At 36.9% G+C, this 13413-nt stretch carries 10 protein-coding genes; 3 read left to right on the top strand and 7 right to left on the bottom strand.

Translation table 11 applies throughout. The features are described from left to right. Positions 1–4: 4 nt before the first annotated feature. From dpaL to ssnA, 4 genes are read right to left on the bottom strand one after another with little or no spacing between them, the layout of a single operon-like run. Positions 5–1198: a diaminopropionate ammonia-lyase gene (gene dpaL / locus I586_RS08820; RefSeq protein WP_010765489.1), complete on the bottom strand. Its 1194-nt coding sequence runs from the start codon at positions 1196–1198 to the stop codon at positions 5–7. Between the two features lie 57 nt (positions 1199–1255). Further along, positions 1256–2635, bottom strand: coding sequence for a dihydropyrimidinase (gene hydA / locus I586_RS08815; RefSeq protein ID WP_010765490.1), 1380 nt, complete (start codon positions 2633–2635; stop codon positions 1256–1258). Positions 2636–2688: 53 nt separating this feature from the next. Beyond that, entirely contained in the window at positions 2689–5694 is a 3006-nt protein-coding gene (gene ygfK / locus I586_RS08810; RefSeq protein WP_010765491.1) for a putative selenate reductase subunit YgfK, read from the bottom strand. A 38-nt stretch (positions 5695–5732) separates the two neighbouring features. Continuing rightward, a complete protein-coding gene (gene ssnA, locus I586_RS08805; protein ID WP_010765492.1) occupies positions 5733–7067 on the bottom strand; it encodes a putative aminohydrolase SsnA in 1335 nt (444 codons plus the stop codon). A 432-nt stretch (positions 7068–7499) separates the two neighbouring features. Here ssnA and I586_RS08800 point away from each other — a divergent pair, with 432 nt between their 5' ends. The 3 genes from I586_RS08800 (at position 7500) to I586_RS08790 (ending at position 10390) form a co-directional block, all read left to right on the top strand. Further along, positions 7500–8138 (top strand): helix-turn-helix transcriptional regulator, encoded by a 639-nt coding sequence (locus I586_RS08800; protein WP_010765493.1) that lies wholly within the window; start codon positions 7500–7502, stop codon positions 8136–8138. Between the two features lie 180 nt (positions 8139–8318). Continuing rightward, a complete protein-coding gene (locus tag I586_RS08795) occupies positions 8319–9656 on the top strand; it encodes a Mur ligase family protein (protein WP_010765494.1) in 1338 nt (445 codons plus the stop codon). 38 nt (positions 9657–9694) lie between these two features. Next, positions 9695–10390: a type 1 glutamine amidotransferase gene (locus tag I586_RS08790; protein WP_010765495.1), complete on the top strand. Its 696-nt coding sequence runs from the start codon at positions 9695–9697 to the stop codon at positions 10388–10390. Positions 10391–10434: 44 nt separating this feature from the next. Here I586_RS08790 and manA read toward each other — a convergent pair whose 3' ends face one another. The 3 genes from manA to I586_RS08775 are packed head-to-tail and all read right to left on the bottom strand — an operon-like array spanning position 10435 to position 13350. Next, positions 10435–11409 (bottom strand): mannose-6-phosphate isomerase, class I, encoded by a 975-nt coding sequence (manA, locus tag I586_RS08785; RefSeq protein ID WP_010765496.1) that lies wholly within the window; start codon positions 11407–11409, stop codon positions 10435–10437. Positions 11410–11451: 42 nt separating this feature from the next. Continuing rightward, on the bottom strand, positions 11452–12489 hold the full coding sequence (locus I586_RS08780) for a serine hydrolase domain-containing protein (RefSeq protein WP_010765497.1): 1038 nt from the start codon (positions 12487–12489) through the stop codon (positions 11452–11454). Between the two features lie 24 nt (positions 12490–12513). After that, on the bottom strand, positions 12514–13350 hold the full coding sequence (locus I586_RS08775; RefSeq protein WP_010765498.1) for a VOC family protein: 837 nt from the start codon (positions 13348–13350) through the stop codon (positions 12514–12516). Positions 13351–13413 lie beyond the last annotated feature (63 nt).

Below are 13413 nucleotides of genomic sequence, written 5' to 3'. Positions count from 1 at the left end.
TATATTACCTCCATAAGATTTTTTTATAGTTATCTGGATCTGTGTCGCCTTCTGTTGAGAACATTAACACGCTTGAATTTTCGTCAAGTTCTAATGTATCACGTAATTCTTTATATTCAGGATCTTGCATTGCTGTTGCCACTAGTCCCATCGCAACTGCTCCTGATTCTCCTGAAATGACTTGAGGATCTCCTTTTAGCGGAGCGCCTAGCATCCTCATGCCTTTTTCTGAAACCCAGTCTGGTGCTGAAACAAAGACTGATGTATGATTTTCTAAAATATCAAATGAAATCGTGTTTGGCTCACCACAAGCAAGTCCCGCCATGATTGTTTGAAGATCACCTTCAACAAAACGGATCTTGCCATCTTTTTCGATTGCTGATTTGTAAAGACAATCTGCAACTTGTGCCTCTACAACGACCATTTTGGGTGGATTATCAGGATAAAGATTCGCAAAATAGCCAACAACTGCTCCGGCTAAACTACCAACACCTGCCTGAACAAACACATGTGTTGGGCGCCTGTTTCCAGCTTCTTCTAATTGTTTAGAAGCTTCTAATGCCATCGTGCCATATCCTTGCATGATCCAAGTTGGAATTTTTTCATAACCATCCCAAGCGGTATCTTGTACCATGACACCGTTTTCAGTTTCTTCAGCCATTTTGTTAGCCATCCGTACACACTCGTCGTAATTGACTTCTTCAATGGTTACTGTTGCGCCTTCTTTTTCGATGTTTTCTTTCCGGGTTTGTGTAGAACCTTTAGGCATCAAGACTACTGATTTTTGTCCTAATTTATTGGCTGCCCATGCTACACCTCGACCATGATTTCCATCAGTCGCTGTGAAAAATGTTGCCTGTCCAAATTCATCTCGAAGTTTATCAGACGTTAACACATCATAAGTTAAGTCAGCTACGTCTTTTCCCAGTTTTTCTGCAATATAGTTTGCCATAGCAAACGAGCCACCGAGCACTTTGAAGGCATTTAAACCAAAACGATAGGATTCATCCTTGACAAAAAAGTCCTTTAACCCTAAATGCTGCGCCATATTTTTTAATTCAGCTAATGGCGTCTGATTGTATTGAGGGAAACTACGATGAAAAGCTAAGGCTTTTTCGATTGCTTCCTTTGACATCAGTGATAGATACTGATCATCTGTTTTAGGCATTTCATTTGCCGTCCATTTTATTTTTTCCAAAAAATTTTCCCCTCCGTCTATTTATTTAAATCAACACAAGTTGATTGATTCCCTTAATTATTTTTCTCTACTCTTGCGGAAAATAAACTCCCCTTGTTTTTCTGCAATCACTTGACCATTTTCAGCCACTTTTTTCCCTCTTAGATAAACGGCTCTCGCGCTGCCTTTTGTTTGCATCCCATCATAAGGAGTGTAATCTACATTTTGCAATTGAGTTGTAGCTGAAATAACGCCTGTGGTTTTAGGATCCCAAATGACAATATCTGCATCGCTGCCAACTTGGATAATGCCTTTTTGTGGATATAACGCAAATTGTTTGGCAATGTCTTCTGAAATCAGACCAACCATCCGCTCTAAACTGATTTTTCCAGTCGTTACACCATACGTATAGATCAACTCAGGACGAGTTTCGACACCTGGCATCCCATTAGGAATTTTACTGAAATCTTCTTTGCCAATCGTCTTTTGTCCCTCAAAATTAAAACTGCAATGATCCGTTGAAATCGTATTGACTTGCCCGTCGATCACACCCTCCCATAAAGCCTGTTGATCGCCAATACTACGTAGCGGTGGTGAACAGACATACTTCGCTCCTTCAAAGTCAGGACCATCATATAAATGTTCATCCAATACTAAATATTGCGGACATGTTTCCACATAGACTTTTTGATTTCGTGCTCTCGCTTGTTTTACAGCTTCTAGAGATCGCTTTGTGCTTAAATGAACAATATTAACGGGCAAATTTGCTAAATCTGCAATCATTAAGTACCGTTCTACCGCTTCTGCTTCAACTGAATCAGGTCTTGTTAAAGGATGATAATGAGGTGATAATTTCCCTTCAGCTACAAATTGGGCAATCATTTCATTGACCATATCTCCGTTTTCACAATGAATTCCCAGCATCCCTTGGTACTTACGAATTTCTCTCATTGCTTCAAAAATTTCACCATCTTTGGTTCTTAAATTGTCATAGGCCATGTACATTTTAAATGAGGTGATTCCAGCATCGACCATTTCTTTTACTTCGGCTTTAATACTGGGATTCCATTCTATGATCGACATATGATAGGTATAATCACAAGAGCTGTTTCCCTGAGCCAAATGGTTCCAAGCGTTCAGGCAGTCTTTTAGCGAACTGCCTTTGCTTGGTGTTGCCATATCGATCACAGTAGTCGTTCCTTTAGCCACGGCTGCTTTACTTCCCGTATCAAAATTATCTGCTGTTCCCATCGAACCTTTTCCATTGTTGAGCTCTAAATGAGTATGAGCATCGATAAATCCTGGCAGTAAGAAGGCCCCTGAAACATCTGTTACCGTGGAATCTGCAACATCTAAATTCGTTCCCATTTCAACGATTTTTTCGCCAGTAATTCTTACATCTACTTGACGACGTCCTTTGGCGGATACTACAGTTCCGCCCTTTAAAAGAATCGACATTTTTTTAACCTCCATCATTCAGAAGTTGTTTTTTGCGCAACTCATGTCTTTTTTTACATCTGCATGCAGTATTCATAATTTTCGATCATCGTAGTCATTAAATCGATGATATCTGTTGGAATATCTAATCCTTGCCCATTTAAACGAATCGTTGAGGTATTGCCCCATAGACGAACAAGACACGTTTTTCCTCTTGGATCGATCACATAGAAACCTGAATTGGTACTATTTTCAAAATCTGCTTCTGTGTTAAACAACGTGAATTTATCTTTATAGGGTGCACTTGCATAAGGACAGAACGTTTCACAGTTACCACATTCATTACACATCCGATCAACATGCACGATTTGCGGCTGCCCTTTTACATTTACAACAATATTCGCTCTATTCGGGCAAACATCCATACAAGATTCACAGATCGTTGAACATTCTAAACAATTACTCGCTTGACCACAAAGTGCTTCACTTGTCTCTAAAATGCCGCGTTTGTTGCGAACAAATGCCACATTTTCATTAAGATTAGTTTGTTCATAGTGATTATTATGGATTTGGCAAATATTTCCAGCCGCTTTTGTTGCATCGGCAATTGCTTCAACAATTGTTGCAGGACCGAGATTTGCATCACCAATCACATAGACATCTTTCAAATTCGTTTCTAGTGTCTCTTGATTGGACACCACTTTTCCATATTGATCCGTTGTGATCCCGATCGATTGATAAAAGTCTGTATCCACTTTCTCACCAACTGCTGCAATCACAGTATCAGCTGGAACTTGAGTGAACTCGCCCGTAGCAACTGGTTTACGACGACCAGAGCTATCTCGTTCCCCTAAGCGCATTTTTTCACAAGTTAATAGACCATTTTCTAATTTGATCGGTGATAGTAATTCTAAAAATTCTACACCATCTTCTAAAGCAAGATACAATTCTTCCTCATCTGCCGGCATGTTTCGTTTGTCACGACGGTAGACAACGGAAACTTTTTTTACACTTGGTAATGTAGTTGCAGCTCTAGCACAATCCATCGCAGTATTTCCGCCACCAACCACTACAATTTGTTCCCCATATGGATTCATTTGCGGATTTTTTCGATTGGCTTTTAAAAATTCTAACGAGTTTAATGTTTTTCCTGATTCTAATCTTAATTTTCCATGCTTCCACGCACCAATTGCATAGATAATATTGGTGTAGCCTTGTTCCCGCAACGTTTTAATATCTGGAGCAGGTTGACCCGTCTTGAATTCAGCACCCATAAATTTAGCCATCTCTACATCATTTTGCACAGATTTCATTGAAATTCTAAATTTTGGTACGATTTGACTGCAGACGCCACCGATCGTATCTGCTTTTTCAAATACCGTAACTGGCATTCCTTCTCGTGCAAGTAAGTAACCTGCTGAAATTCCTGCTGGGCCACCACCGACTACTGCCGTCTTAGGTGCATTTTCTTTACGAACTGGTTTTTCCATTTCAGCCATTAATTCGTCATATGCGTGTTCAGCGGCTTCTAATTTTGCTTCACGAATTTTGATCGACCCTTCATAAAACTGGCGTGTACATTTTGTCATACAAGGATGAGCACAAATCGTTCCTGTGATAAATGGCAATGGGTTTTTATCCACAATCACTTTTAATGCTTCTAAATAATTGCCTTCGCTCACGTAACGAAGATATGCTGGAATATCCTGATTGATCGGACAACCACCATCACTGCGACAAGGAGCTGTATAACAGTTAGTCAATGGAACAGTCGTTCTTAATTTAGGACTTTCTGATAGTTTGATTGATTTTTTATAGCGTGCTTGTATTTTTGCTTTTTCAACAACATGGGTCAATTTTTCTAAATCCACTTGGACTTGCTTAGGATACGGTGACTCACCTAATAAATTGGCCACTTGATTCATGCGTTGATAGCCGCCTGGTTTTAATAATGTAGTAGCCATTGTGATCGGCCAAATCCCCACATCAAAAATGTCTTTGATATTAAAAATATCGGCTCCACCTGAATAAGAAATTTGCAGTTTTCCGTTAAAAGCATCCGATAATTTTTTAGCTAATGAAATACTTAGCGGAAATAGTGAGCGTCCTGACATGTACATCTCATCACCAGGCAATTCATCTTCAGCAATTCCAACCGGAAATGTATTCGTAATTTTCACACCAAAGTTAAGACCCTTGGTATCCGCTAAATTTTGTAAACGTGTCAGCATCGGAACTGCATCTTCAAATTGTAAATCTTCTACAAAATGATGGTCGTCAAATACCATATAATCAAACCCTAATTCATCCATTGTTTGACGTGTATAGTCATAACCAAGCATTGTTGGATTACACTTAATAAATGAATTTAGGCTTTTTTCTTCTAACAAATAAGTTGTGATTCGCTCTATTTCATCTGACGGACAACCATGTAAAGTAGACAATGTAATTGAACGGCAAACTTTAGGACTGATCGACTCAATATAGGCTTTATCGACCTTTTTAAATTGAGGTAAATATTTATAAGCAGCTGCCAGACATTCTTGCCAAATCGGCGTTTTTTCAGCATCTTGCATATCGGTGATATATTTATCTACTTTTGGTGATTGAATCCCAACTAGATCATAACCAACACTCATATTGAAAATAAATCCGTCTGGATCGCCTAGATCGAGTTCTTTACTAAGCAGTTTTAAAACAAACCAACCTTTGACATATTCATCATATGCTTGCGGCACTCGTAACTCCGTTGACCATTCTACGTTATAACACTCATCTGCTGCTGTAATACAAGGCTTACTTACTGGTAAATCTTCTCCATCAATGATTTGAACTGTCTTAACTTCAAAAAAACGAGAACCTGTTAAGTAAGAGGCAATGATATTTTGAGATAATTGAGTGTGTGGTCCTGCTGCAGGGCCACATGGGGTTTCCATTTTTTCACCAAATAGAGATAGGGTTTTACTTGGATCAGCTTTATAAAACTTTCTAACACCAAAAATAGTTGATTCGTTTTTGTACTCGTTTAAGATCCAGTTCAATAACCCATCGATCGAAATCGGGTGCATGATGTCGCTCATGTTTGTCACTCCTTTTTTATTTTTCTAACTAGCGTTCTTTAACTGTTGATTCTGTGCCAAAGTGATTGAGCTTGAGCTTGTGCATCATGCCAAATTTTTTCTTCATCAACACCTTGCACTTCACGATTTCTCATACGAATGTCCCCGTTGATGATTGTATCTGTAACAGCTCCACCGTTCATCCCAAACAGGATATGAGAATTGTAATTCTCTTTTGTCATTGGAGTTGGCCCCTTATAATCTAATACAATCACATCTGCGGCTGCGTCAACTTCTAATGCTCCCAATTTCTTTTCAAAATAACGATTTGCCATTTGTGGATTATTATTGAACAACATCTGAGGAATTTCTGCCCAAGCTGCATTTGGATCTGCTAGATGATGTTTATGAATAATATTGCCGACCTTGTAAGATTCTGTAATATCATTTGTATAGCCATCTGTTCCAAGACCCATTAAAATGCCATATTCATTAAACATACGCATCGCTGGCGGACAACCCACTGCATTTCCCATATTTGATTCTGGATTGGTTACAACCATTGTGTTTGTATCTCGTAATAACTCCATTTCATGAGGATTAATATGAATACAATGACCTGCCATAGTTTGTTTGCCTAAAATACCTAAATCATATAAGCGATTAACGATAGGTTTGCCATATTTTCTAAGCGAATCATAGACATCGGCAATATCTTCTGCGATGTGGATATGATAGCCCACACCTTCTGGCGTATAAGCTGCGCAATGTTCTAATGACTTATCGGATAAAGTGAACGCTGCATGCATCCCCATCATCGCTTTTTGCTTATCATCTGTTCGTGCAGCCGTTGCTTTAATAAAATCAGCATTTTCTTTTACAGCTGCTTTCATTTTTTCTTCTCCATCTCGATCTGAGACTTCATAACATAAGCAAGTACGTACGCCTAATTCATCTGCTGCAGTTGATAGTTGTGTTAAGCTACCTTCGATTGCTCCATAACTAGCATGATGATCGAAAACAGTTGTTACGCCATTTTTGATACTGTCCAAGTAAGCAATTTTAGCACTGTGATAAGAATCCTCTAAATTCAAGGTTCGATCGATACGCCACCACTGACCTTCTAAAATATCCATAAAATTTTTAGGATGATACCCATTGATACTCAATCCTCTAGCAAAGGTACTATAAATATGATTATGCATATTTATAAAACCAGGCATGATCACTCCACCTTTAGCGTCAATAAATTCTGCTTCTGGAAATTGCTTTTTAATTTCTGTTGTTGTGCCAACTGCTTTGATTTTTTCACCCTCAATCGCTACACAACCATCATCAAAAAAGGTGCCTTCTTCATCTCTGGTGATCAACCGTCCATTTCCTACTAATAACATCATTGCCCTCCTATAGTTTCATTTTATTTTCCATAAAATAGAAATCGCTTACAAATCCGATAGTTCAAATATTCACGAATGTTTCTTTAATTAACTGAAAAAAATTATGTTACTTTGTCTTTTTTAAAAAAAGCGCTTGCAATCATACTCATAATGAACTATTTCCTCTAACTCGAGTAAATTATACCACCTAACCTAAAAAAAAACAATGCTACCTAAAAAATATTTTTTAGTTCATTGTGCCCATTGTCTTGTATTCTGATTTATCGCATGATATCATTACACACGAAGATGGTTGCAGATACTTATTGCTCTACATTTTGTTCCTATACATCTGTTCTTTTGGTCTTTTTATAAAGAGTCCGTTAAAAGAACAACGTGCATCATCTTAGTAAAGTATGTGTAATTTCTTAATTAGAAAGGAGCGAAATCATGCTCTCAGATGAAAAATTAAATTTTCTAACACAAGTTGCGAAAGCTTTGGCCGCTCAGTTTGGTGAGAATTGTGAAATTGTTATTCATAAAATCAATGAAAACAATATCAACAATACCATCGTTTCAATTGAAAACGGTCACGTTTCCTCTCGTCAACTTGGAGATGGACCTTCTCAAGTAGTTTTAGAAGCTTTAAAAAAAGATCCAGCAGATTTGATTGACCATGTCAATTACTTGACACGTACTCATGACGGTCGAATATTGAAATCAAGTACCGTTTATTTCAAAGATAAGTCGGGTAGCCTTGATGGTATTTTTGCAATCAACCATGATATCACATCATTGATTGCAGCTGAATCTACTTTAAAATCTCTTGTTGCGATCGATGAACAAGAAGATGATAAAGAACCTGACTATATTCCGCAAGACATCAATGAACTTTTAGATGATTTGATCGAAGAATCCGTTAAATTAGTCGGCAAACCAGTTCCTTTGATGACAAAAGATGATAAGATCAAATGCATTCAATTTTTGAATAGCAAAGGAGCATTTCTTGTGACAAAGTCTGGCGATAAAGTAGCTGGATTCTTTAATATTTCTAAATATACGTTATACAGCTACATCGATGCTAAATAACATAGTTTCTTCTATTAGGCAGTTGTGTTCTCTTTATGAATACAGTTGCCTAATTTTTATTCTCCCTAATATAGTAAGAAAGAGTAAAAGGAATTAATTTTTTATTTTAATTGTGGTATTATAGATTGAGTTTATTGTTGAATTTAACAACGATAGTTGATATAAATTGGAGGGCACTTTATGGGAATCAGAAGTCATGTAGCGATTGCCGCTGGAAAAACTTCACAATGGGTTTTACAAACTTTCTTCAAGGGAGGTAGTAGCTACCCTGGAAAATTAGCATTAAAAATCGATCCGAAAATTTTGGATACTTTAGCAAAAGATTATGAAATCATTGTTGTTACAGGAACCAATGGGAAAACGTTGACGACTGCTTTAACAGTAAATATCTTAAAACAAGAATTTGATCATGTGCTGACCAATCCAACTGGTGCGAATATGGAACAAGGAATTGTTTCAACTTTTTTATCTGCAAAAAATAAAGGTGCTAAGAAGAAATTCGCCGTTCTAGAAATCGATGAAGCTAGTTTGAGCCGTGTCACAAAATATATTGAACCAAAACTATTTTTATTTACAAATATTTTCCGTGACCAAATGGATCGCTATGGTGAAATTTATACCACTTATAAATTAATTGTTGACGGTGCATCTGCAGCACCAAATGCACCGATTCTCTGTAATGGTGACTCGCCGATTTTTAATTCGGTTGAGACGGTGAATCCAAGAAAATATTATGGTTTTAATCATATGCCTGATAAAGAACAAATGGCTCATTACAATACAGACGGGCTACTTTGTCCAAACTGTCATCATATTTTACATTATAAAATGATTACTTACGCAAATTTAGGTAAATACTATTGTCCTAATTGTGGCTTCCACCGCCCTGAATTAGATGTCCAATTGACCGAAATGGTTGAAATGGATAATACGTCAGCTAAATTTGTGATCGATGGCGGCGAGTATAGCATTGCCGTTGGCGGTATGTATAATGTATATAACGCTTTGGCTGCAACCTCTGTAGCAGAACATTATGGTGTTGCCCCTGAAAAAATCAAAGCTGGTCTAAGCTATGATGAAAAAGTTTTTGGTCGTCAGGAAACAATCAACATCGAAGGCAAATTATGTACATTAATTTTAGTTAAAAATCCTGTTGGGTTAAACCAAGTAATCGACATGATGAGACTGGCTCCTTATTCATTCTCTCTCGTCTCATTACTAAATGCGAATTACGCAGACGGTATCGATGTTAGCTGGATTTGGGATGGGGACCATGAAGCATTCGCTCAAATGGACATTCCAGAAGTGATCGCTGGTGGTGATCGCCATCAAGATATGGCTTTACGTATGAAAGTTGCAGGAATTTCAGAAGATAAATTAAAAGAAATCCCTAACTTAGACGATGTAATTACAGCTATCAAAGAATTACCGACTGAACATGTTTATATTTTAGCTACGTATACAGCAGTTTTACAATTACGTAAATCACTTGCTGCAAAAGGGTATATTAACAGCTAGCCTTTTGAAAAAAGATAAATTAGGAATGAGGTAAAAAAATGCCTAAAGAATTAGTTGTATGTCATTTATATGGGAATTTACTGAATACGTATGGCGATAATGGTAATTTACTTATGCTAAAATACCTTGCCGAAAAAATGAATGTTACTTTCCGCTCTGAAATCGTTAGTATTTATGAACCATTCGACCCTAATAAATATGATCTCGTTTTTGTTGGTGGTGGTCAAGACTTCGAGCAGTTGATCATTTCAGACGACATCCAAACAAAAAAAGAGTCTTTAACTGAATATATTGAAAACGATGGCGTTATGCTTGCTATTTGTGGTGGTTTTCAACTATTAGGCCACTATTACATGGGAGCTAAAGGAGAAAAAATCCACGGGATCGGTGCATTGGATCATTATACATTAAGTCAAGATAATAACCGTTATATTGGTGATATCGTGATCCATAATGAAGAATTTAATGAAACCTATTATGGCTTTGAGAATCACAACGGCCGAACCTTTTTAGGTAAAGGAGAACGCCCATTAGGCAATGTAATTAAAGGAAAAGGAAACAATAGCGAAGATGGTTCTGAAGGTGTGATTTATAAAAATGTCTTTGGCTCTTATTTCCACGGACCGATTCTAGCACGTAATGAAAATTTAGGAATCCGCCTAATCAAAACTGCTTTAGAAAAAAAATACAACGAACCATTTGATGTCCCACAAGAAATGGTTCCAACAACATAAAAAAAAGTGTTAGGAAAATTTCCTAACACTTTTTTTCTAACACTTTATGCCTCTACTCCTGGCTCTGAAGCAATGATCGTTAATTCACCTTCAACACGCCATTTCGTAATATCATTTGGCAAAATAAAACTTGTTCCTTTAGCTAATTCATAGCGTTCCGTTTTTGCCGACTCTACCTCTTCAATGACCAAATGACCAATACCATCAATCACTGTTGCTAATGTATACGGTGCATTTTTCTTCAAATTCAATATACCTTTGACTTGCCATTCATAAACGTTGAAAAATGGTGTTTTCAAGTACGTAATAATGCTTGATTGACCTTGATTTTGTTGTTGAATCGACAATTGAGCATCTTTTGCGGGAACTGTTGTTACATCTACTGATTGTTGGACATGCAGCTCTCTTGTTTGTCCTTGATCATCTTTACGATCGTAATCATAGACGCGATAAGTCGTATCACTACTTTGTTGGGTTTCTAAAATCATGATCCCTTTGCCAATTGCATGGATCGTGCCACTTGGCACATAGAAAAAGTCTCCTTTTTTCACTGGAACTTTTTTTAGTAAATCATCCCAGCGCTCTTCTTTGATCATCGCTTCAAGCTCTTCTTTACTCTTAGCATTATGTCCATAAATGATCGTTGAGCCTGGTTCAGCGTCGATAATGTACCAACACTCCGTTTTTCCTAATTCACCCTCATGAGCCAATCCATAAGTATCATCTGGATGTACTTGTACAGATAAATCATCTTCAGCATCTAAAATTTTCGTCAATAAAGGAAACACATCGCCCTTAACATTACCAAATAATTCACGATGATTCGTCCAAAGTTCATCTAGTTTTTGACCAGAAAACACACCATTTTCTACGGTACTTACACCATGTGGATGCGCACTGATCGCCCAGTCTTCTCCAATCTTATTACTTGGTAGATCAAAACCGAATACAGTGTGTAAACGATCTCCTCCCCAAATTTTTTCTTGAAAAACTGGTTTTAAAAATAAAGGTTCCTGCATAGTTTAGAGACTCCCTTCCATTTATACTCGTCAATTATACCACTAAAAAGAAAGCGATTCATCTTTGAATGTTATTTTTTCTTTTAAATAAATATCAATAAGTTCATCTCTTTTTTCGATATACTCTTTTCGATTATCCACTGGGTGAACACGATTGGAAAGAAAAGCAAACCCTTCTTTTTCTTTAAGATCGATCAACACAAAAGTTCCTGTATAACCAGTATGAAATAAAAGCTCATTTCCAGCCAGATCCTTTTTTAAATCCCACCCTAAAGAACGACGACCACATTTATCAGGAGTTTGATCAAGCAATAATGAATAAAGCGTATGACGTTCTAATACTTTATTTCCTTGAAACTGTCCATTATTTAAGTACATTGATATAAATTTTTTCAAATCTGTCAAATTAGTAAATAAGCCTGCATTCCCAGCATGTTCTGCTAAAACAAACGCTTTTGGATCATGAGTCTGTCCTCGAATAAGTCCTCTCACTGGATGATTTTCTGTTGGGACGATTTTAGTCGGATCTTCAGGTAAAAATGTCGTTTCGGTCATCTCTAAAGGCGCTAAAACTCTTTCCCTAAAAATTTCAATCACTTCTTTATCCAATAATGCTTCCAACATAAATCCAAGTAAAATCGTTCCAGTATCAGTATAGGCAACTTTCTTTCCTAATTCCTTTCCTGAACGAACATGGTTGTATGCCTCTTGTAGCTCATTTTTTGTCAATGCGTCTCTATTTTCAATGTAGCTTTGAATGTCAGACGTGTGTGTCAACAGATGACGGATTGTGATTTTTTCGTCCTCAAAAGTAGTGTAATAGGTTTGAAAAGGCTTATCAATATCAATCACTTCTGATTCCATCAATTGTAATACAACAGTGGTTGTACAAATGACTTTCGTTAAAGAAGCTACATCGAAAAGCATCGATGGCAACAATGGTTCCTCAGCCGGCACAATTTGCGCCATTCCCCATGTATGATCCTCAGTCTCATATTGCGTCATGAATGAAAAACTGGCCCCAGGAAAAATCCCGTCATCCATCAATTCTTTGATTTTTTGTTTTGTCTTTTTATACATAGATTATTTTCCTCAATATCTTTTCTAATTTCTAACAAACCACCACTCGATTTGACTCGGATCATAAATAGTTAAAATCGTTAATTTTTTATCCACAAAGAAGTCTTGTTTTTGTTTTTCTAAATGCTGTTTTAACCGTTTTATTTCTTCTTCATGATTGACTGTTAAAACAAAAAAGTCCACTCCCAAAGACTTTTCAACTGCAACACTATGTTTTTGCGCGTTTTTTGAATCGTCTAAATGAATTTCAAATTTCCCCTCATTCATCGATAGTTTATCTTTTACTTGTTCTTCAGAGCTCATTCCTAAAATATGATTATAAAAAAAAGCATGTGTTGCTTTATCTACTACCCGCAATTTGATTCGATCAAAGCGAACATCCGCTGAAAGACTTGAATATAAAACATTACTTTGTTCTATCAAAGGTTCTATATCAAGAATCTCTGATACATCTTTGCATCGTGTTGACTCTCCTTGATAGCTAACTTCTAATTCATTGCCCTCTGGATCCTCTAACAAAATACTTTGTCGCTGACCTTTTCTAATCGATGCTTTAATTGGATAGTTATGCGCTGTGATTCGCCTTAAAAGACTCCCAAACTCTTCCTCCGTTGGAATCAGTAAAGAAAAGCAAACAACACTGCTTGAAAAATCTAGTTGTTCTTGCTCAGATTCTACCTCTTCTAATATTAGTAACCGACTATCTTTTTTTTGCGAACCGAATATAGATAAATTGTTTTCTTCTAACTTTAAAATAAACCCCAAAACATTTTTATAAAAGTTAACCATTTCCTCTACATCTTTCACCAGAATCGCAACCGTTTTCACATATACATCTTCTGATAATTGAAACTTTTCCATTCGTCTTCCCCCTCCGAATGTCTCCCTATAATTATTCTAAACATGTCCTGTAAATTCAGCAAG

Source organism: Enterococcus moraviensis ATCC BAA-383, assembly GCF_000407445.1.
In the GTDB taxonomy this organism is placed as follows: Bacteria; Bacillota; Bacilli; order Lactobacillales; family Enterococcaceae; genus Enterococcus_L; species Enterococcus_L moraviensis.
Note: the sequence above shows the minus strand (reverse complement) of the source record. Positions and strands in the feature narration are given on the sequence as shown.